A 22,408-nucleotide genomic window follows, 5' to 3' on the forward strand; every position below is an offset into this window, starting at 1 on the left:
ACCTGCCACCATTCCTGGCGAAGTTTCCTGTAAACGAATCCTTACAGTGGAAATTAATGGAGTTCCTGCAACCAAGTCAAGGATTTGGGATTGCCTTACCCGAGTCCTCGGGCAATTGTCGGCATGTGGATGTCGGCTTCCTTTACACGATTAGTGTTAAACAGAGGTTACATGCGTTGCTGAGAGCGCGTTTGTTTCCGAATTTTAATAAGTTATCAATGCTTGGTTCATTATTTGCTGCTGCTTTAATCGATATGTAAGAGTGCAGAGGCAACAGGTATGAATCAGGGACGGTATTGGTCTGTATTCCTGGGAGTGGCATCCCTTCTGATCGCCCCGCTGGCGGCGTCGGAAACCCTGTCCAGCGATAATGCACTGATCTGTATCAATGCGGGTGGTGACGAATTCGTTGACGCCAACGATGTCACGTTTGAGGCTGATGTCCTGTATTCGGGAGGGCGTACCAGCTTCCATGCTCACGATATTGAGCAGACGACCGACGACCTCCTGTTCCAGAGCGAACGTTGGGGCGGCTTCAACTATTCCATCCCGTTAAGCCCCGATAACTATTTTGTGACGTTGTACTTTGCCGAGATCTATTACCAGGCGACCAGCTCCAGCGGAGGGCCTGGCAGTCGGGTGTTCGATATTTTTCTGGAAGACCAGCTGGTTGACGACAATTTTGACATCCTTGCCAATGTGCCCAGCAAGACGGCCCTGTCACGTACCTATGCGACCACCGTTGAAGATGACGACCTGAAGATCAGTTTTTCCCGGGTGGCTGATTATCCAAAGCTTTCGGGGTTGTGCGTCCACCTTAGCACCGGCGATTCCGACGGTGACGGTTACAGTGATACCAACGATCTGTTCCCCCTGGACCCTGAGGAATGGGCCGATTCGGATGGCGATGGCGTCGGCGATAATGCCGATGTGTTCCCCAACGACCCGTCGGAATGGGCGGACCTTGATAACGATGGCGTCGGCGACAACAGTGACACCGACCGCGACGGTGATGGCCACCTTAACGACGAGGACGCCTTCCCGGATGATCCGGACGAGTGGCTGGACAGCGACGACGATGGCATCGGTGATAACTCGGATCCGACCCCACTGCTGGCAGTCTCCGCCTATGAGATGTGCATCAACGCCGGCGGGCCTGCCTACACCGCCGTCGATGGCACCGAATACCAGGCGGACGGCTATTACTCCAGTGGCCGCACCAGCACCCATGCTCATGATATTGCCAATACCGACGACGACCTGATCTACCAGTCGGAGCGCTGGCGGGCCTTTGGTTACTCAATTCCCGTGCCGGAGCCCGGCACCTACACCATCGAGCTGGAGTTCGCCGAGATCTATTACCAGGCCACGTCCAGCAGTGGCGGTCCGGGTACCCGGGTTTTTGACGTCTTCGTGGAAGACGAACTGATTGCCGATAATTTTGACATCCTGACCCAGGTGCCCAGTACCACCGCCCTGACCCTGATCCATATGACCACGGTCGACGACGGCATGGTGGACATCGGCTTTGGTGTTATTCAGGACTGGCCAAAACTGTCGGCACTCTGTGTGCGGGAAAGCCTCGGTGACACCGACGGTGACGGGGTCGCCGACAACGAGGATGTGTTCCCCTTTGATGGGGACGAATGGGCGGACAGCGACAGCGACGGTGTTGGCGATAACGCGGATACCTTCCCCAATGATGCGGACGAGTGGGCTGATCTGGACGGCGATGGTGTTGGCGACAACAGCGATCCGGACCGCGACGGTGATGGCGTTGCCAACGAAGACGATGTGTACCCGAATGATCCGGAGCGCTGGGAGGAAGAGCCACCCCAGCCGGGCTCTGACTGGGGTTACTGTGTCAACGTGGGTGGCGGGGAGCTGGTCTCCGCCAGTGGCTTGACGTACCAGGCAGACCAGTATTACTCCGGCGGCACCGCCAGCGTTCATACCCATGACATCGCCGGAACCGAGGACGACCCCCTGTACCAGACCGAGCGCTGGGGTAGCTTTGTATACGAGATTCCGGTTCCCCAGGCAAGCGACTACATCGCCACCCTTCATTTTGCCGAGGTGCATTTCCAGGCATCGACCAGTGCCGGAGGTCCGGGCAGCCGGGTGTTCGATATTTATCTGGAAGACGCCCTGGTCGAGCAGGGCTTCGATATCCTGGCTGAGGTGCCCAGCAAGACCGCACTGTCCCGGAATTACGTGGTGCCGGTCAGTGACGATTCCCTTAAGGTGAGCTTTGTTGGCCAATCGGACCAGCCCAAGCTCTCTGCCGTCTGCCTGCATCAGAGCTATGGCGACGCCGACGGTGACGGCGTGGCGGACACCAGTGACCAGTTCCCGCTGGATGCCGCCGAATGGCAGGACAGCGACGGTGATGGCATTGGCAATAATGCCGATGCCTTCCCCAATAATCCGGACGAATGGTCCGATCTGGACGGAGACGGTATTGGCGACAATACCGATACCGACCGGGACGGCGACGGTTACCCCAATGACGACGATGCCTTCCCCAATGATCCGGAAGAATGGCTCGACAGCGACGGGGATGGCATCGGTGACAATGCCGACCCGACCCCCAACGAGCCGGTGAACAACTTTGAGATGTGTATTAACGTGGGTGGTCAGGCCTACACCAGTACCGGTGGTGTTGATTACCTGGCGGACCAGCACTATTCCGGAGGCCGGTCCGCCAGTTATGAAGTCGAGATAGCCGACACCGACGACGACACGCTCTACCACAGCGAACGCTGGGGCAACTTCAGCTACAGCATCCCTGTACCTGACAATGGCCCCTACAATGTGGCGCTGATGTTCGCCGAGATATACTTCCAGGCGGCCAGCTCGTCCGGCGGGCCGGGCTCGAGGGTATTTGATGTCTACATTGAGGGTGAGCTGGTTCACGCTGGGTTTGATATTCTTGCCGAGGTCGGTAGTCAGACGGCCATCGTTGAGCGTTACCTGGCGGAAGTGGATGACGGTAGTGTCCAGGTCAGCTTTGGCAGCATTACCGACGCTCCCAAGCTGTCGGCCCTGTGCGTCTATGACAGCAACGGCGACTTCGACGGCGATGGCATTCCCGACAACAACGACGCCTTCCCGAACGATCCGACGGAGTGGCAGGACACCGATGGTGACGGTATTGGTGACAACGCCGACGCCTTCCCCTCGGATGACAGCGAATGGGCTGACACCGATGGCGACGGTATCGGCGACAATTCCGACCCGGACATCGACGGCGATGGTCACCTGAATGAAGACGACGCCTTCCCGCTGGATCCTGCGGAGTGGTCCGACCTGGACGGTGACGGTATCGGCGACAACACCGATGCGGACCGGGACGGCGACGGCTATGCCAACGATATTGACCTGTTCCCGGACGATCCCGATAACTGGGAAGACACCAACAACAATGGCATCGGGGACAACAGTGACCCGGCCCTGGATTCCGACGGTGACGGCTACAACAATGCCGAGGACGCCTTTCCCCAGGACCCCACCGAGTGGGTGGACAGCGACGGCGACGGCTACGGTGACAATTCCGACGCCCATCCGAATGACGCCAGCCGCTGGCTGCTGAGCGAGCCCTTCCAGGTGCTGTTCGTCAAGGGCACGGAAACGATCAATACCATGGCCAAGGCCCAGGCACTGATCGACAATCAGGACCAGTACCAGACCGTCTCCATGAGCTCGGACATCATCAGCTTCAGTGACGGCAGCGAGGGCAACACCGGCATCTTTGCCGACTCCGCGGCGTTCCCCTTTGACAATCATTTCGCCATGGTCGCCACGCGCTCGGTCTTTATTCCCGAGGATGGGGAATACACCTTCCTGACCCGCAGTGATGATGGCGTGCGCCTGACCATCGATGGGCAGGTCGTGATCAATGATGACGAGCCTCACCCGGTCAACAATGCGGACGCCACCGTCTATCTTGAGGCGGGTATGAAGCAGGTGGAAATCCTGTACTTCGAGGCCTCGGGGGGAGCGGTTATCGAACTGGCCGCCGCCAGGGGCTCGGAGAATGACTTCTACTTCTCCGGTGTCGAGGATATGGCGGCGATCACCGACCGTGTGGACGCCATCCTGACACCGCCGACGGAGTTTGCCAGCCACATCGGCGGGCAGTGGAGTGATGTGGTCCAGTGGGCGGAAATCCCCGTGTCCGCCGCGCAATTGCCGGATGGCAAGCTGCTGACCTGGGTCGGTGGTACCGAGATTACCGATACCGGCAACAAGTCCACCGCGAGCATCTATGATCCGGAGACTGGAACGTTCCTGGCGAAGGACCACGCCACCCATAACCAGTTCTGTTCCGGTATCGCCCAGATGGAGGATGGGTCCATCTTCAACTCCGGCGGTAACCCCACCACCAAGAAGACCAGCCGTTTCGATATCGAAACCATGTCGTGGGTCACCCTGGACGAGATGAGCTATCCCCGCTGGTACCCGACCACCCTGACCATGCCGGACAACCGCATTTTCACGGCGTTTGCGGAAGGGGCGGGTAACACCTCTGAAATCTACGCCACCGGGCAGCAGCAATGGCTGGATACCCCGGGAGCGACCATGCAGAGCCTGGTGGACGAGCAGAACCTGATCAACAGCAACCAGTCCGGTAATGGCAGCACCGACATGCAATGGTATGCCTTCATGCATGTGGCGCCCAATGGCCGGGTGTTCCAGTCCGGCCCCATGCAGACCATGCACTGGTTCGATACCGCCGGACAGGGGGATATCGAGCAAATCGGTGCCCGCCTGGGCGGTGACCAGGCCAGGATGTTCGGCTCCGCGGTGATGTACGACATTGGCAAGATCCTGATTACCGGCGGCAACGATGCCTCCCAGGAAGAGCCTTCTTCCAACAAGGCCATCACCGTGGACCTGAACGGCGCTGCCCCGGTCATCCAGGAAACCACACCCATGCAACACAGGCGTACCTTCCAGGATTCCGTAGTGCTGCCGGATGGTCGTGTGATGGTGATCGGTGGCACCACGGTCGCAAAACTGTGGAATGATGAGGGCAGCATCCTGCAACCGGAGATCTGGAACCCGGACACCGGGGAGTGGACACCGGTCAACAGCCTGACCGTGCCCCGCAATTACCATTCGACCGCGCTGCTTATGAAAGATGGCCGGGTCTTCACCGGTGGTGGTGGCGCCTGTGGCGCCTGTGATGCCAACCATCAGGATGCCCAGTTCTACTCGCCGGACTACCTGTTCAACGCGGATGGCTCCCTGGCCAGCCGCCCCGAGATCCTCCAGGCACCACAGCAGGTTATCGCCGGCGCCCAGATGACGATCAACACCAGCGAGGCGATCGCCGAGTTCAACATGATTCGCCTGCAGGGAACCACCCACTCCATCAACACGGATCAGCGCTTCGTGCCCCTGGCCTTCGACGGCGGCAGCGGCTCCTATTCGGTTGAGGTCAATCCCAACCCGAACGTGATGATTCCGGGGTACTACTGGCTGTTTGCCGTCAATGACGAAGGCGTGCCGTCGGAGGGCTTTGCCATCCAGGTGGTACGTGAGGGCGACGGCCTGGATACCGATGGCGATGGCGTTGTCGATACCGAGGACGCCTTCCCGAACGACCCGACTGAATGGACCGACACTGATGGCGACGGCGTGGGCGACAACGGGGATGTTTACCCGAACGATCCCAACGAGTGGGCCGATACCGATGGCGACGGCATTGGCGACAACAGCGACCCGGACCGGGACGGCGACGGTTACCCGAATGAACAGGATGCCTTCCCCGGCGACCCGACCGAATGGACCGACAGCGATGGCGACGGGGTGGGTGACAATGCCGATGTCTATCCGAATGATCCGAACCAGTGGGGCGACGGCGCGACCCAATGGTCTGTCCGCCAGCCCGATTTCGGCACACCGGATGCCCGTCACGAGGGAGACTACATCGCTGTGGAAAACAGCATGTACCTGATCGGTGGCCGGGACAGCCGGGCGGTAAACGTCTACAACGCCCTCACCAATAGCTGGTCCGACCGTGGCGTACCCAGGGACGGCGCTTTCAACGAGCTACAGCTGCACCACTTCCAGAGCGTGGAAGTGGGCGGCCGGGTGTACATCGTCGGTGCCCTCCGTGGCGGCTTCCCGTCGGAGACCCCGGTGGCGGAGATCTACAGCTTTGATCCCAGTGAGCCGGCACAATGGCGTGAAGAAGCGGTGATTCCTGAAGACCGCCGTCGTGGTGCCGCCGCGGCGGTTAACTATGGCGGCAAGATCTACGTGGTCGGTGGCAATACCGAGGGCCATAACGCCGGTTGGGTATCCTGGTTCGACGTCTACGACCCGGTGGCGAAGACATGGACCCCATTGCCTGATGCGCCCCATGCCCGTGACCACCACCGCGCCTCGGTGGTGGATGGCAAGCTTTACGTGGTGGCTGGACGCCGCTCCAGCGTCAATCTGGGTAACGCCATCGGTGATACCGAAGCGAGCGTGGATGTCTACGATTTCGACACCGGCCAGTGGACAACCCTGGAGAACGACATTCCCACCCCCCGTGCCGGTGTGGCCCTGATCAAGCACGGGCCGGAACTGGTGGTGGCAGCGGGTGAGAGCCCAGCCGGTGACCACACGGACGTGGAAGCGCTGGATGTCCGCACCGGAAGCTGGCGGGAGCTGCCCAGCCTGATTTCAGGTCGCAATGCCCCCGGTGGCGCCGGTTTTGGTGATGAGCTGTTCATCGTGACAGGCCGTGACGGCAACACCGAACTGGCCAGCCAGGAAGTGATGGGACTCGTCCCCCGGGTGGCACCGGCGGATACCGACAACGACGGTGTCATCGACGACGAGGATGCCTTCCCTGAAAACTCAGGGGAGGTCATCGACAGCGATGGCGACGGCGTCGGTGACAATGCCGACAGCTTCCCGAACGACCCGGACGAATCGGTGGATTCCGATGGCGACGGGGTGGGGGATAACAGCGATCCGTTCCCCGACGATGCCACCGAGTGGGCTGACAGCGATGGTGACGGTGTGGGAGATAATGCGGACTTCTATCCGGCGAATCCGTCCCTCTACGCCAGGCCGCCGCTGCCGGTACTCAACTCCACCACCCTGGCCGTGGAAAGCTCGACCAGTGAGGATCGGGTGTGGGTTGCCAACCCGGATAACGACACGGTCTCACTGGTGGTGGACGATCTGCGGGTTGCCGAAGTTTCCGTGGGTGGCAAGCCATCGTCCATCACATTGGCGGCGGACGGTTCCCTGGCCTGGGTGACCAGTAAGGCCGACGCCACTGTCAGCGCCATTGACACCACAAGCCAGGTCGTCGTGGATACCATTGACCTGCCAGCGGACAGTCGTTCCCACGGCCTGGTACGCGTGCCTGGCAGTGACGATCTGCTGGTGGTGCTGGAGGCTACGGCGCAACTGGTTCGGGTGGATACCGACACCGGTCAGGTCAATGCCACCGGAGCCCTGGGCGGACGGCCCCGCCATCTGGCGATCAGCGAGGATGGCAGCACCGTCTACGTCACCAACTTTGTTACGCCGCCCCTGCCGGGAGAGGACGGCCTGGCACCGGACGTCGCGGCCGGTGGTGGTGAGTTGTGGGTGGTGGATGCCCAGAGCCTGTCGGTGGTGGACACCATTCAACTGGGTTACCGGAACCGGGGTGTGTCCGAAAGCACCGGCCCGGGGATGCCGAACTACCTCAATGCCCCGGTCCTCGGACCCGACGGCGACTGGGCCTATGTGCCGTCGAAGCAGGACAACATCCTGGCCGGCGCGGCCCGTGGTGGTCCCGGAATGACCTTTGACCAGACCGTGCGGGCCGTGACATCGAGGGTGGACCTGGTGTCCGGCAGTGAGAACCCGGGGGCGCGCATCGACCACGACAACGCCAGTATGGCGACGGGTGCGGTGGTAACGGCGGATGGCCGGTACCTGTTCGTCGCCCTGGAAACCAGCCGTGAAGTGGCGGTCTACAACCTGGAGCAGGGCTACCAGCTCACCAGACTGGCCACCGGCATTGCGCCACAGGGGCTGGCCCTGAGCGCCGATGGTGAGCGACTGCTGATCCACAACTTCATGGATCGCAGCCTGCAGAGCTACGACCTGGCCCCGATCCTGCTGGATAACCTGCCGCAGGCCAGTGCATTGCACGTGGTGGATCTGGTGTCCAGCGAAGCCCTGGCGCCGGACGTGCTCTTGGGTAAACAGCTCTTCTACGACGCCGCGGATGATCGGCTGGCCAGGGACAACTACATGAGCTGTGCGTCCTGCCATAACGACGGTGGCCACGATGGACGGGTCTGGGATCTGACCAGCCTGGGCGAGGGCGTGCGCAATACCATTGACCTGACCGGCAAGGGCGTGGGCCATGGCCGCATCCACTGGACCGGTAACTTCGACGAGGTCCAGGACTTCGAATCCCAGATCCGCCTTCTGGCGGGTGGCACCGGCCTGGTCGACGACAGTGAATTCGATCTGGGTGACGACCCGCTGTCAACGGATCGTGCCGGGCTCAGTACGGACCTGGATGCCCTCGCCAGTTACCTGGCATCGCTTGACGGGCATCCGGCCTCACCCTTCAATGACGGCAGCCTGTCAACGGCCGCAACGGCGGGGCAGGCGGTGTACCAGCGGGAAAACTGCGCCGGTTGCCATAGCGGGGATCGCCGCACGGATTCAGCCTCCGGCGTGGTGCACGATATCGGCACACTGACGGATGCCACGGGCTCCAGCAGTCAGGGTCCGGTGTACGGCATCGATACGCCCACCCTGGATTTCCTCTGGGCGACCGCGCCCTACCTGCACAACGGGGCTGCGCTGAGTATCGCAGAGGCCATACTGGCCCATGACAACCTTACTGTGACGGAACAGGAAGCGGTGGAACTGGAGTTCTACCTGCTGGAGAGTGATGCCGGACGACCGTGATGGATGCGGTCGTCCCCATCGAAATGGAAGAAAACGATAAAAGAAGGAAGCAGACGTGCGATACACCCATGGTGTTCTGGTCAGGTGCCTGGAGCGATTGAAAATCGGGTGCCTGATTGCTGTCATGGTGTTCCCGGCCATCGCTATCGCCGGGGACTGCACTAGCGGTTGCGAGGCTGTCACCAGGGACGGACACTTCCGGATCTCCGTCGCCCCGGCTGAAGGGGAGGTGCCGCTCCGGAACCATCATGACTGGATCCTGGACGTGTGGGACGCCAACAACAACCCGGTGAAACTGGACGGGCTGTCCGTGACCGGAGGCATGCCTGGCCATGGCCACGGGCTGCCCAGCCAGCCCAGGGTTTCGGAGTACCTGGGGGAAGGGCGTTACCGGCTGACTGGGGTCCTGTTCAATATGCATGGCGACTGGACACTGCGTTTCCATCTGGTCAGGCAGGGGGTCCAGGATGTCGCGGACCTGGAACTGACCCTGGATTACTGATGGTTGTCCGTCGCGCCCTTATCCTGCTACTGATCCTCATGGCGCCGTCCCCCGCCGCATTGGCGGAACGGCCGGGCGGACTCACGGATCGTGACCTTCGCATCCTCCAGTCCCTGAGCCTGGCCGAGCTGGGCCCCGTTCCCCCCAGTCCGTCAAACCGGGTGGCGGACAGCCAGCGGGCCGCGGCCCTGGGAAAGGGCCTGTTCTTTGATACCTCCCTCAGCCTGGACGGCTCCCTTTCCTGTGCCAGTTGCCATCAACCGGAAAAGGCGTATACCGACGGCAAACCCCTGGCAGAGGGTGTGGGGCGCACGGCTCGCAACACCCCCACCCTGTATGGCGCCGCCTACCTCGACTGGCTCTACTGGGACGGTCGTAGGGACTCGCTCTGGTCCCAGGCGCTGATACCTTTCGAAGCACCCAGTGAAATGGGGGGCAGCAGGGTGTTCGTCGTACATCGCGTGCTTTCCGATCCTGAGTACCGGGAAGCCTATCAGGCACTGTTTGGCGCGCCGCCGGATCTGGACTGGGATACCTTGCCGGAGCAGGCAACTCCCATTGGTGAAGTGCAAAAGCAGAATGCGTGGTACCGCCTGTCTCGTCCGGTCCAGCGGAAGATAAATGCCGTATTCGCCAACATCGGCAAGACCCTGGAAGCGTTCCAGCGCACCCTTCATCCCCCGGAGACCCGGTTTGACCGCTTTGTGTCGGCACTGAACCAGGGCAATATGGCGCAGGCCAATGAACTGGTGACCGAGCAGGAGCTGGCTGGCATCAAACTGTATACCGATGACCGGCGCACTCAGTGCCTTCGTTGTCACAATGGCCCGATGTTCAGTAATGGTGGCTTCCACAATATCGGCACGGGCAGGTTTTCAGGGGAGAACATGGATTTCGGGCGGGTGTTCGGCCTGCAGGCCGTGCTTATGGATGAGTTCAACTGTCTGGGGGATTACAGTGACGCCAGCGCCGACCAGTGCAATGCTCTCAATCATGTATCACAGGATGTCCACCAGAGCCTGCATGGAGCCTTCAAGACCCCCACGTTGCGATACCTTGAGCAAACGGGTCCCTATTTTCATGATGGCCGGTTCAGTTCCCTGGAGGCGGTAATCAACTATTACCAGGACCCTCCAGACAGTGGTCCGAACAGGATGCATGAACTACAGGATATGGATCTGACCGAAAAAGAACGGAATGCCCTGGTTGCATTTTTAAAGATGTTGAACTAGCAAAGTGGATCACATGTGATCGGGGCATAATAGAATGGATAACATGCCAAAACGATTTATACCCCGGCTAGCGTTTGCTGCGGACAGATCCAATACTTAAAGACAGTCTCTAATCAATGGATACAGGTGGATTATGTCCGTCACAAAGATATCGGCATTGATGTTATTGGCTGTCACTCTTACTGGATGTCAGGTCTGGCGTGATGATCTGGATGAAAAAGAACCCACGGCAGCGGTGAGTGAGCCCGGGGTCGTTTATGTCGACTACTGGGATAACATCGAGGGCGTCAGTGTTTCCGATCTGACCAGTTCCCCCCGCTATCCGGATGATCCTGATGAAACCGTACCCATCAATAGTCTGGATGGTCCCAGGGATCGGGGGAGTCAATACGGTGCCAGGGTCAGGGGGTTTATCGAACCGCCTCTGGCGGGCGAATACCGTTTCTTTATAAGCAGTGATGACCAGTCCGAGTTCTATCTCAGCTCCAATATCAGTGAGGATAACAAGGAACTGATTGCTGCCGTGACGGGCTGGAGCAACGTCGGGGAATTCGACAAATATGCTTCCCAGGCATCCGGGGTTATCGACCTGGAAGCGGACAAGCGCTACTACTTTGAAATCCTGTTCAAGGAACGTTGGAGCGGTGACCACTTTATTGTGGCCTGGGAAGGCCCAGGGTTCGCCCGCAGTACGGTACCCGGGTCCGCTCTCCACTCCTGGGCGCCGCCATCCGAAATAGATGACGGCACCGGCCTGGCATCAGGCGAGGCCTACAATCTGGGCTATCGTGTAGGCTATCTCGACGGCAAGGAAGGGTTAGACTTCAACCCGGAGTATCCCCCCAGGGATGATGACGGAGATGGCATCTACGACAACTGGGAAGTGGTCCACGGCCTGGACCCGAACAACCCCGACGACGCCAGGTCAGACCCGGACGGTGATTTCCTGAGCGCCTCCCAGGAGTTCTTCCTGGGCACCGAGGAAGGTAACCCCGACACCGACGGTGATGGTATTCCCGATGGCGAGGAGTTTGCCATGGAACTGGACCCGCTCGACCCGGCGGATGCCCAGGAGGATCTCGACGGCGATGGCTATACCAACCTCCAGGAATACCAGGCCGGCACCGACATCCGGTCAGCGGACGACAGGCCGGAAGAGCCGGAAACCACCTTTGTGTCCGGTTTTGTCGGCCAGTATTTCAATGGTACCGGGTTTGATGAGTTGGTGTACGTCCGGACGGACAACACCGTTGACTTTGACTGGGGCAGGAGTGGAGCCCCGGAAAGTCTTCCGGAGGACAATTTCAGTGTCCGCTGGTTCAGCGAGTTCGTTCCGCCCCATGGCTCCGGCACCCGTGACTACCGGTTTACGGTAAGGACCGACGATGGGGCCCGACTCTACCTGGACGGCGATCTGGTTATCGATGAATGGCAGGGACAGTCCGTGACCACCTTTACCCATACGGCCTCCCTGGCCGCGGGAGAGCCCGTGGCGGTGACCCTTGAGTACTTCGAGGGACGGTACGATGCCATTATTGAAATGGACGTGACGGATCTGGCCGAAGGGACAAGTGTTAACCTGACAGAAACGTTCCGGGCGCCGGATCCGACAACCACATCGTCGGTAGACACCGATGGCGACGGTATACCGGACACCTGGGAACTGGCGAATGGGACCAACGCCTGGGTAGCTGATGGGGGAGAGGTGCTCAATGATCAGGAAGTCACCAACCTGGAGGCCTACGCCAGCGGACTGGCACCGCGAACCCTGGAGCCCGCGGCCGGAGAGCCGGGCGTCCTTCCGGATGAGGAAGAGCCCGCGACCGGTGAGGGCAGTGTCCTGCTGACCTGGACAGCGCCTTCAACCCGGGTGGATGGGGAATCAATCTCGTTGAGCGAAATCGACTCCTACATCGTGCGCTACGGCCAGCAGGAGGGGGCCCTTGATCAACAGGTCGAAGTGGATAGTGCCGATACCAGTTATCAGTTCAGTAACCTGGAATCCGGAACCTGGCACTTCACTGTCCAGGTGGTGGACACCAGCGGCCTAGTTAGTGAACCGTCGGAAGTCGTAACACACAGCGTTCCTTAAACAGGGGCCAGCGTTACGGTTTGTTATGAATTGCAGGAATGAGATGTTAGTCCGGCAAAGAGGTAGCGTAAGATCTAGCCTTGATCGATACAGAAGATATCGGTTGCCGGTAAAACGATAATGACCCTGAGCATTGAGGCTGTCAGATGAAAGTTAAAAGTCTTCACCCCGTAAGCAGTAAACGAAAAGTAGCACGCAACCCGTTAGTCGTATCGATTATTGTTTCGCTAATGGTTCCGGCTGTCGTTGAGTCCCGTGTGCTTTTCGAGGAGTCTTTTGATGACTTACCTGACTACACCAGCTCTGAAGAACTGGACCTCGAAGGATGGGATCATCGAAGGAACGGAGAAGTAAACTGGTCACCAAGTAACGGATACCCAGATAAACACGATGCATTTGAAATCCTGGAATCTAATGCGGATAAAGCACGTGGTGGTACAGGAAAGTCATTTGTTGCGTGGCGGGAGTCCTATGATCCAGGGTGGCAACGATGGAATAGCGACGGCATCCTGGCAAAGAAATTGGATCAGGGTGTTAGCCAGCTATACGTCAGTTTTTACATTCGATTTGAGGAGAACTGGACGCCTGGTGGGCAAAGCAAGTTTTTTCGCGCCTATTACTGGAATGGTGAAGGTAGCCCATTCCAGTTCTTCGATGATGGAAACTCCGGTCCCATCTTCTTGTGGGATTACAACGAAAACAACTATGGTGTGAGAAATGTCCATGCATATAGGGGGGGGCCTCCTGAGGGCAGCTATTATCAGATGACCAGCGAGGACATCTATGATACTCCAAGGGGGGTTAATAATTTGGGATCGTTTTCGTTGAACTACACCCAAGATACGGTTGGAATGGCCGCCGATGGAGGTACTCCGAAAATTCCAGACCAAGTGAATGGGGGATATCTGTCAGATAACCTGAATCAGACGGTCAAGCATGCTCAGTTATTTGGACGACCAGAGAATTGGACTAAAGTGGCCTTCTTCCTGAAAATGAATTCGGAACCAGGTGCTAACGACGGCGAATTAATTCAATGGATTAACGACGAACAAGTCTATGTCAATAGAACCATTCGTTGGGTCAAGGATAATCCTGATAACCGGATGGTGCAATGGAATATGGTGGCCATTGGAGGAAATGACAACTGGCAAGCATATCCGAATAGCCAAATGCGTGAAGAATGGTATTCGATTGATGATGTGTATATGGCTACCGAGATTCCTGACGATGTTATCAGCGGTGGTTCTGACGATGGGGCCGTCAGCCGCCCAAATCCGCCATCAGGCGTCACTGCTGATGGAGGTTAACTCTCCAAAAACGCGTGTTTAGAAAAATGACCAATGGGCAGATTCCTCAGGAATCTGCCCATTTTTTTTGGGTGGATGGTTCGCATGCTATCAGTAGTGTCCCGGCTCGGTGAGCGTGTTGCATTGTTGGTATTTTTACCAAATAATAGGAAGGGATTTTGAGTTAATCAGGGAAGCTAAAAGCTGGCGTGAAATAATGCTAGTATTTTTAAGGGATTAAGTGTGCTGGCTTTGCTTTTCGGTCATACTAGGGAAGGATATGGTCTCGTATTTTCGAAGTCTTGGCTGTGGGATTCTCATACTTGTTTTTCTGTTTCTGGGCGAGTTTAGTCTCGATACCCTGAGAACGGTCCTAAAAGGTCAGGCTCTCTTCGGGGCTGAACAGCCTGAAGAAGAAGGAACTATGAAACAGGCCTCTGTTGAGGCGGTCCCTTTCCCATTTACCAGTCGCCCTGTATCGATAAAGGGATATCAGGACCACGAGCTGAAGCTTTGGGTCTCTTCTGCATCCCACGCAGCGGATCATCATGGTCCAGAAAATCAATTTGCAAACCTTCTCTGTGATTTTCTAAAGAATACGAACTGCTACGTATTGAATGCCTCAACCCCAGGGGTCTTGCTAGAGGATAATATCGAGTTTCTCAAGGAAAATGGGGCAGACTGGAAACCTGATTACGTCCTTCTATATCAGGCTTATCTCGACATTCATTATTCGGCGAAATCTGCACCCACTTCTGCACCGGAGGTAGACACGCTTGATACTCCACAGGCTGAACCTCGGGTAGCTGATCGAGTGAAAAATAGCCTTCGAATTGACGAGATGCTGAGGAGTACGATTCTCAGGAATTACTCCCGAAATTATCTGGGTAGTGCTTTCTTGCTATCCACTCCTTTACTATCGGATCTTCCAGATTCTGAAAAGGTGGAGTTTCGTGACCGTCTGATCCGTTTTATTCACGAAGTTGAGGGAATAGGATCGACGCCTATCCTCATGACATTCGTTTCGGCACATGGAGATTCCCCGGACGAAATAAGCTGGATGTATAAGACCTGGTTAATGCGTTATTTCGAGGGATACAGCCCCACCACAGTCAACCGTCTGGTGTCTGAGTACAACACATTGATTCGTGAAGTAGGTCGTCAGCATGGAGTTGAAGTCATCGATTTAGATGGAATCTGGGCTTCAGAGGAGCGACAGGGTCACTTTGACGACTTCGTTCATTTCTCAAGGTCCGGGCATCAGCAGGTTGCGGGGATGATAGCGGAAGAGCTAAAGGGAATTGTCAGGTAATGGTATTTAATTCGATTGAGTTTCTTGTTTTTTTCTCGATAGTTCTCTTTATCTACGGGTTTGTATATCGGAATGAGCGTGCTCGCGACGGATTTCTTCTGGTGGCAAGCTATGTTTTCTATGGTGCGTGGTACTGGGAATATTCGTTCCTTATCTTGAGTTCCACCCTGGTTGACTATTTTGTGGGAATCAGGATGGCCGACGAGGCCAGAAAAGGGCATAGAAAGATGTTGCTTGCCTTTAGCCTGATTTTTAATCTCGGTCTTCTCTCTATATTTAAATATTTTAACTTCTTTTCCGAAGTTGGCGTTGATGCGTTATCTGTTTTTGGGTTTCAGGTTGATGCTATCCGTCATGAATTTCTATTACCTGTCGGTATTTCGTTTTATACCTTCCAAACACTCAGTTACACAATTGATGTCTATCGGGGAAATATAAAACCCGAACGGTCATTTCTTAAGTTTGCCGTTTTTGTTTCCTTTTTTCCTCAGCTAGTGGCTGGGCCAATCGTGCGAGCCTCCGACTTCCTCCCGCAGCTACACAAAAAAATAAAAATTGATTCAGCTATGGTTAACGCGGGGCTCTTCCTGATCTTCTGCGGTCTTGTGAAGAAAATTCTTATTGCCGACTCCCTGGCTTTATTAGCTATTGATGACATCTTCGAGAATCCGGAAGCTTTTTCTTCCTTGGACCTGTTGATAGCACTTTACGCCTATGCGCTGCAAATATACTGTGATTTCTCAGGATATTCTGACATCGCAATTGGTGTTGCGTTGATGCTTGGGTTTAGGTTGCCTATCAACTTCAACAGGCCTTATCTGGCAAAGGATCCTAGCGAATTCTGGACCCGGTGGCATATTTCATTATCGACATGGCTTCGTGACTATTTGTATATATCTCTGGGAGGGAATAGGCGAGGGCCGCTGATTACTAAGCGAAACCTGTTCATCACCATGCTGCTCGGAGGTCTTTGGCACGGCGCGTCCATGAACTTCATCTTGTGGGGAGCGTTTCATGGCTTGATACTGATGTTGTTCCTGCCTTTTCGGTCAGTCACAGCCAATGCGACAGGGATAAGGTCAGTTCTTCTGATCGTGCTGACATTCCATCTGATACTTTTTGGCTGGTTACTGTTCAGGGTTCAGGATATGCAAACGTTTACCGAGTTCGTGGCTGGCTTTCTCAAGTTCGATTTCGACTGGACAGTATTGTCGTGGTACTGCTATGCATTGCTGATAGTGGCCTATGTTTGGCACTTTATTCCTCAGCGTGTTCTAAGGGAGCGGCTCAGGGCCTTCTACCTGAACTTGCCTGTGCCCTTTCAAGCAGTAGGATACTCTTTGCTGTTGGTTGTATTTTCAGGCTTATCTTTCGACACTCCCGAGTTTTTGTACTTCCAATTCTAGTAATGGGGGTCAGGTTGCTTGCTCTTTTGTGCTGTTATAAAAACCGAAGACAGTAAGCCTATTCCCCTCCCAACGAGATACAGAAGGTCGATGATATATAGCTTTGGAAGGTCTATGAACCTAAGCTTATAGCTTCGAGCTCTGTGAATGCGCTTGAAAGTTAGTATGGCTGGCACAATCAGAAGCATAACGATTATCGCTGCTATCTTTGTTTTCGACCCAGATGTAATGACTGATATGGCTAAGCTAAAGAATAATAGTACAAATGTTGCTGTTAAGATAAATATCGGGTCTTTTATAGAAGAGCGAATGTCTTGTATGTAGTTCTCTGAATGCCAAACTTGTCGCCTTACAAAGTTGGTTGCCGTTTTTGCATTTCCAAGGTGAGTTACATCCATATCATTGGTCAAATTGACTGTAATTTTAAGATCTGTCAGGCGACCATGGAATTCGCTGTCCTCGCCGGAGGTAACAGTCTCATTGAACTCGCCCGCTAAAAAAAAGGTTCTTTTGGGAGTTAGAATTGAGGCTCCAATTAGCCTCTTGGGCAGTTCTGAGCGATCTTCGGATTGAAGGGTCCAGAATCGTTCGATCCAGGTCGGTCTATCGGGTAACAAGATGCCTCCCCCGAATACTGTTTCTGGATGCTCTCTAATTAGCTCGAGTTTTTGCTCCAGCCAAGCACTTCCTATAGTGCAATCACTGTCTAGAAATATCAGATAATCTCCGGAAGCGGCTCTGGCACCAAGGTTTCTTACCCTGCCAACGTTACAGTTAGGTGCAGATATATAGATAACGTCGTTGTGATATTTGATGATCTCAGCTGATCGATCCTGAGAGCCGTTGTCGACAGCTATTACTTCATATTGATCGTTTGGCAGGCTGGAGGATAGGATTGACTTGAGACAAGTGTCAATGTGTTCCTCTTCGTTGAACACTGGCAGCACTATTGAAAATTTTACTTTACGCATGAAGTCTGCCGCACCACTGCCTTGAACTTACCATTGGCTCCTCGGGGAATCATTGATGTGTATTGGATTTGTACACCAATACGGTTTGCTGTTCGAGCCTTGAAGTTCTCAATGAGTTGCTTTTCTTGGTCTGCTCCGGGCCTTATCGTTGACTGCTGTATGAGAATCGTACAATGATCGGGTGCATCTTGAATGATCTGTGCTTCGGATATATTTTCAAGACCTTTGAATATATGGTCAATCCGACCAATCTTTCGTCCATCAGGGGTCTCTATGTAGTCATCGAGGCGGCCGGCGATTCTGCCAAGCTGATTGATAATCGAGTGGTCCGAGTCTGTGGAGTTATAAGGTTCGGCCTGGTCTCCAATTTCATAACGCAACAATGGCATGGAAGTGTTTGTGAGCGACGTTGCAATCAGTTGCCCTAGTGGTTCAGAATGATCTTCGCCTCTTAGTAGCTCTGTCACGCCAATAATTGGATTCACACGGTAACCGCTGGTTTCCTGTCCTGCAAACAAAACATATTCCGCTGTGCCGTAGTAGTCCCATATCGGGCACCGAAAAACTTGCTCAATGATATCCCGTTGCCAGTCGAGCAATGTCTCCGAATTCGTGATGATAGCTGTTGGCTTGAACTCAGGTGTGACTTGGCCGGTGCGATAGTGGTTTGCCAAATCGCAGATTGCGGAAGGATAGCCAATCAACTCTTTGGGCTGGAAACGGTCCAGTTCACGCCGGTACCAGGGAAACGTCTCTGCGTTAAGGTGGTAGGAAGAAAATAGCTTCTGGTTCTCCGCCCTGTTCATGCGTGCGAAAGGCGGCTTCATGTCGGTGGACGGCTGTACCATGCGGCCGGCAAAGGTCGCGCGGCGGGCACCAAAGGGAACGCCGTGGTGCTCCTCATGTTCGACGACCAGGGCCATTGCCAGCCTGTAGGTGAGTGCGTTCACCTCAAGTACCAGCGGTGTGCCGGTGCTTCCGCTGGTGTGCTGGGTCATAAAGCCGGGAAAGCCTGGGGCCTTGAAGGACTCCGGGTCAGTGCGCAGTTCCTGTTTGGTCAGGATGGGAAGTTTGTGCAAATCCGAGGTTGACGTGATGTCCTTCTCGTGGAGCCCGTGCTCGGCAAAGAGCCTTTGATAGTAGGGCACGTGCTGGCGACAGTGCCGAACCATCTCGAACAGCTTTTCGTCCTGATATGCCTGTATTTCTTCATCGCTCCACTGGCGTGATGCCCGTACCTGGTCGAGGATCTTCCGGAAATCCCCCCCATAACGCTTACGGTACAGGCGGTACCCGTAGGCACTCACCAGGACGTTCTGTAGCCAGGCTGGAGAAAGGTTGTAGAGCTGTTCAGCAGAGCTTCCCATAACTTATCTTGCCTCGACCGGATCAGACGTTGGCTCTGTTGCTGAGGCGGTCTCAAGTCGGTTACGGATGAGTCTGGCGGGGTTGCCGGCAACCACTTCGCCCTCCCGTACAGGTTTGGAGACCACCGTGCCCGCAGCGACAATTGCCTGGTTGCCAATGGGGGCCAGTACAACCGCCCCATTGCCTAACCAACAATCATCGCCAATGTGGATTTTTTCAAAGTGCCCCCCCTGCTCCTGGATAGGGCGATCAATATCATCAAACGCGTGCTGCCGACTGCCACTCAGGATATGCACCCCGCTACCAACCAGTGTATTTTCTCCAATGGTGCACTTGCCAATATTGCACTGGGGGCCGATGTAGACGCCCCGTTTGATCGTCGTATCCCGGTGCGATAGCAGGGTCAGGAAACCCACGGAAATGTCATCGGATGTGTCCGGGCAGGCCAGGCGATAGAAGGCCGCCCGCAGGTAGGTGCCGATCTTGCTGGGTATCAGGCTGAGTGCCTGGGAGAAGCCCTGGAAGGTTGAGTCCTCCTGGGTAATGGCGGCCAGTCCGAGAAACAGCAGGTACAGGGGGGCTGCCAGTATCAGGAATACCATTTTGATGGTTCTCTTGATCACCTGTCTGGTTGTCATGGCCGGTCCAGCCTTGCGTTGAGCCAGGCGCGCTCCCGGGCCGGGCGAAAGGTTGCCAATGCCCGTGCCAGCCGTTTTATGACCCTTGCCGTCAATGTGCTCCATGTCAGTTTCGGTGTTTCAGGCAGGTCCGATAGGGGGTATGCCTCAAGCGCCTGAAAGACCGACTGGTGAGGGCCATGATTCTGCAGCAGGATAATCTGGACCCGGGCATAGTGGCGCTCGTCGCTGGCGGCAAGCCTGTGACAGATTGCCTTTAGCCAGAGATCGGACTGGTGCAAATAGTCGTCAGCTTTTTCGGGGTCGATGCCGGCGGCCATACGAAGCAGCGTCACCTTGCGGAGATCCTGGGCTGTCCAGGTGTCGTTGGGGAACTCCAGCTGCTCCCGGTCCTCCAGGAAAAGGCGCTCGTGTCTGAGCATCCAGCGGGTGTACTGGATGAGGGCGTTCCGGGCATAGCGGTAGTTCTCATCGACCTGATGGTAGGCTGACTTCAACCACAGGTAACGGTTGATGCTGGTCAGCAGCACCAGGTAGGACCAGCCGGTTTCCACGTCCAGCAGTTGGCGCTGCCCGATATCATCGGCCGGATGGATCGTCTGGCGGATGACATCCTCGGCCAGCCTCAGCCAGTCCTCGTCCGGTTGCAGTTGCCAGGCATCCAGCAGGGTGTTCAGGTAGTTGCCGGTCCCCCGGGTGAACGGATAGGTATGGCGGGATGGGCGCTCCCCCCGGATCAGGGCACGGGCCTTGGGCAGGTCCTGTTTTTTCAAGGCCAGCAGTTGTTCCAGCAGGCCGCCCTGTCCCTCATGCATGGCTTTCATCCAGTCGGCAAGCTGGAGTACCGCCTGACGGGACGATTCCGCACCGGTCAGGTAGTAGTGGTATAGCAGCCCGGTGGTGTAGCAATGCTCGGAGGCCGGCCCGCCTCCCGTCTGCCCGGGTGTCGAACTGGTGCTGTTGTGCCGGCTGAACGTCCGGTGGGTGGCGGTATGGGCCGGCAGGTAATGGTCGGTGTGCCAGAACAGGCCGTTGTTATACTCGCTCCGGTCCTCGGTGGTGTGGTAGATGTCGATATCCACCACATGCCGGGCCAGGTCATCCATCAACTCGAACCAGCGCCTGTCACCGGTCAGGGCGTACTGTCGGGCGAAGCCGTAGATGGCGTCGTACTGGTTGTTGTAGTGGGAGATCAGGGGGGCTTCTCCCGGTGCCTGGTAGAGGGTCTCATGGTCGGCGAAGATATCGCCGAAATTGCGCCACCCGTATTCGTCGATTGTTTCCCGCTTGGCGAAGAAGTTGCTCTGTCCTTCCAGGCCCTCCTGGATCAGTGCCTCCAGGGGGCCGGGTTCCGCGTCCGCCTGGAACCAGGGAAAGGCCTGCGCTTGCTGGTACTGGTCCGGGGAGAGGGTTGGGCGTAGCGGGTGGGATACCCAGGCGAGCGCTTCCGGATCCGCTGAACCGGTTAGCCATAGGGTTTGTGTCTTGCGTTCACCGCCTTGCAGTTCGTAGGGCTCGGCGGCATCACCGGGGAAAAACCCCACGGTCAGGCTGTTGTTGCCTGCGCCGATGGATGACGGGAAGTTTTGCCAGAAAGCACAGAGTGTTGCCTGCAACCCATGATTGCCTATGCGGATACCTGCGCTCGGCTGTGCCCGGTTGCCGGAGGTGAGTTCCTGTCCCTCGGAGGTGAGCCGGTATCCCCGAAAACGGGGGATCGGTTGCCCGTCGGCATTCATATGATTGGGGCTCTGCCAGGCGTCACCACCACTGGAATCCTGGTATAGGTGGAGTTGTTGCCCCCCATCGGCGGTGATCGGCTGGCAATCCGTTTCAGTCCGGAGCCAGCCGGTTCCTGCTTGTGGCAATGTGATCCCCAGTTCCAGTGACCTGAAATGCAGCGAGCCGGGATCACCCAGATCCCAGAGTCCGCCTGAGTGACGGGCCCGGTTGGGGTTGTGCAGGCACACGTCCACTTTGACGTGGCCACTGCCACGGTATACCTCAAGCTGACATCGCAGTCTCCCCAGGGGGGCCTGATCCGGCGTCAGCCACTGACCATGGCACTCAAGGGTAACGCTGACATTGCCCCGGCTGACGACCTGCCACGGTTCGTCCATCGCCAGGGTACAAGGCTGGCCTTGGGCATCTTCGTATCGCAACAGATGTCGGACGACCGATGTGCTATCGGCCATCCCGTCGTTGTGGTGGTTGGTCCGTGTCCATTCAGCCCGGTCCGGCATGAAATGCAGGCTCATGGTGTCCGTGGATACGGTCAGGGTGCCGTCCGGCAACTGAGACACTTCAGGTGATGGTTCAGGGATCGATGATGACGCTGGCGTTGCCTCAAGCCTGAGCTCCAGGCTGTCATTGGCGGGAAGGCTTGCCAGGAACTGGACGGACAGCCAGCGCACGCTGCCGTCATGCCAGTGTGCAAGGGGGGTGGGTTGGCAGGGTATGGCGTGCCCCGTCGCCGGATCAACAAGGCGAACCTGGGGAACCTGCCCGGGGGGGAGGGCACCCTGATTGAGGGGAACGCCAACCGTGACCGGCTCATCCTGTCGGATGATGCCAGCGTCTTCCCTGAGATAAATGGCGATGGGGTCCATGATCATGCCTACTGCCAACTCCTGTACGCGATAGCATACGACCTTTTCCGGGTAACATAAAGTAACA

Annotated in this window: 11 protein-coding genes; 7 read left to right on the plus strand and 4 right to left on the minus strand. The window is 56.5% G+C overall.

What is annotated here, in order from left to right; genetic code table 11:
• The first annotated feature begins 279 nt into the window (after positions 1–279).
• From ACJO2E_RS10110 to ACJO2E_RS10140, 7 genes are all read left to right on the plus strand, one after another.
• A complete protein-coding gene (locus tag ACJO2E_RS10110) occupies positions 280–8,925 on the plus strand; it encodes a malectin domain-containing carbohydrate-binding protein (protein WP_406963750.1) in 8,646 nt (2,881 codons plus the stop codon).
• 55 nt (positions 8,926–8,980) lie between these two features.
• Complete coding sequence (locus tag ACJO2E_RS10115) at positions 8,981–9,427, plus strand: FixH family protein (RefSeq protein ID WP_406963751.1); 447 nt, start codon at positions 8,981–8,983, stop codon at positions 9,425–9,427.
• Positions 9,427–10,659, plus strand: a complete 1,233-nt coding sequence (locus ACJO2E_RS10120) for a cytochrome-c peroxidase (protein WP_406963752.1) — start codon at positions 9,427–9,429, stop codon at positions 10,657–10,659. The genes ACJO2E_RS10115 and ACJO2E_RS10120 overlap by 1 nt, the downstream gene beginning before the upstream one ends.
• A gap of 133 nt (positions 10,660–10,792) precedes the next feature.
• Positions 10,793–12,751 carry a PA14 domain-containing protein gene (locus ACJO2E_RS10125; RefSeq protein ID WP_406963753.1) on the plus strand — a complete coding sequence of 653 codons (1,959 nt, stop codon included), beginning with the start codon at positions 10,793–10,795 and terminating at the stop codon, positions 12,749–12,751.
• Positions 12,752–12,897: 146 nt separating this feature from the next.
• Positions 12,898–14,058, plus strand: a complete 1,161-nt coding sequence (locus ACJO2E_RS10130) for a hypothetical protein (protein WP_406963754.1) — start codon at positions 12,898–12,900, stop codon at positions 14,056–14,058.
• Between the two features lie 403 nt (positions 14,059–14,461).
• On the plus strand, positions 14,462–15,349 hold the full coding sequence (locus ACJO2E_RS10135) for an SGNH/GDSL hydrolase family protein (protein ID WP_406963755.1): 888 nt from the start codon (positions 14,462–14,464) through the stop codon (positions 15,347–15,349).
• A 101-nt stretch (positions 15,350–15,450) separates the two neighbouring features.
• Positions 15,451–16,755, plus strand: a complete 1,305-nt coding sequence (locus ACJO2E_RS10140; RefSeq protein WP_406963756.1) for an MBOAT family O-acyltransferase — start codon at positions 15,451–15,453, stop codon at positions 16,753–16,755.
• Here ACJO2E_RS10140 and ACJO2E_RS10145 read toward each other — a convergent pair.
• The 4 genes from ACJO2E_RS10145 to ACJO2E_RS10160 are packed head-to-tail and all read right to left on the minus strand — an operon-like array spanning position 16,752 to position 22,347.
• Entirely contained in the window at positions 16,752–17,726 is a 975-nt protein-coding gene (locus ACJO2E_RS10145; RefSeq protein WP_406963757.1) for a glycosyltransferase, read from the minus strand. The genes ACJO2E_RS10140 and ACJO2E_RS10145 overlap by 4 nt on opposite strands.
• Positions 17,714–19,093, minus strand: coding sequence for a phenylacetate--CoA ligase family protein (locus ACJO2E_RS10150; RefSeq protein ID WP_406963758.1), 1,380 nt, complete (start codon positions 19,091–19,093; stop codon positions 17,714–17,716). Before ACJO2E_RS10150 ends, ACJO2E_RS10145 begins: the two co-directional genes overlap by 13 nt.
• Positions 19,094–19,096: 3 nt before the next feature.
• On the minus strand, positions 19,097–19,732 hold the full coding sequence (locus tag ACJO2E_RS10155; RefSeq protein ID WP_406963759.1) for an acyltransferase: 636 nt from the start codon (positions 19,730–19,732) through the stop codon (positions 19,097–19,099).
• Positions 19,729–22,347: an RIFT barrel domain-containing protein gene (locus ACJO2E_RS10160; protein ID WP_406963760.1), complete on the minus strand. Its 2,619-nt coding sequence runs from the start codon at positions 22,345–22,347 to the stop codon at positions 19,729–19,731. Before ACJO2E_RS10160 ends, ACJO2E_RS10155 begins: the two co-directional genes overlap by 4 nt.
• Between the last annotated feature and the right edge of the window lie 61 nt (positions 22,348–22,408).

The organism is Marinobacter shunpengi (genome assembly GCF_045449695.1).
Classification (GTDB): domain Bacteria; phylum Pseudomonadota; class Gammaproteobacteria; order Pseudomonadales; family Oleiphilaceae; genus Marinobacter.

Bases quoted from the DNA above. Each gene is read 5' to 3' on its own strand.
- ACJO2E_RS10135 (WP_406963755.1), top strand. From the start codon at position 14,462: ATGAAACAGGCCTCTGTTGAGGCGGTCCCTTTCCCATTTACCAGTCGC.
- ACJO2E_RS10155 (WP_406963759.1), bottom strand. From the start codon at position 19,732: ATGACAACCAGACAGGTGATCAAGAGAACCATCAAAATGGTATTCCTG.
- ACJO2E_RS10130 (WP_406963754.1), top strand. From the start codon at position 12,898: ATGAAAGTTAAAAGTCTTCACCCCGTAAGCAGTAAACGAAAAGTAGCA.
- ACJO2E_RS10150 (WP_406963758.1), bottom strand. From the start codon at position 19,093: ATGGGAAGCTCTGCTGAACAGCTCTACAACCTTTCTCCAGCCTGGCTA.
- ACJO2E_RS10120 (WP_406963752.1), top strand. From the start codon at position 9,427: ATGGTTGTCCGTCGCGCCCTTATCCTGCTACTGATCCTCATGGCGCCG.
- ACJO2E_RS10160 (WP_406963760.1), bottom strand. From the start codon at position 22,347: ATGATCATGGACCCCATCGCCATTTATCTCAGGGAAGACGCTGGCATC.
- ACJO2E_RS10125 (WP_406963753.1), top strand. From the start codon at position 10,793: ATGTCCGTCACAAAGATATCGGCATTGATGTTATTGGCTGTCACTCTT.
- ACJO2E_RS10110 (WP_406963750.1), top strand. From the start codon at position 280: ATGAATCAGGGACGGTATTGGTCTGTATTCCTGGGAGTGGCATCCCTT.
- ACJO2E_RS10145 (WP_406963757.1), bottom strand. From the start codon at position 17,726: ATGCGTAAAGTAAAATTTTCAATAGTGCTGCCAGTGTTCAACGAAGAG.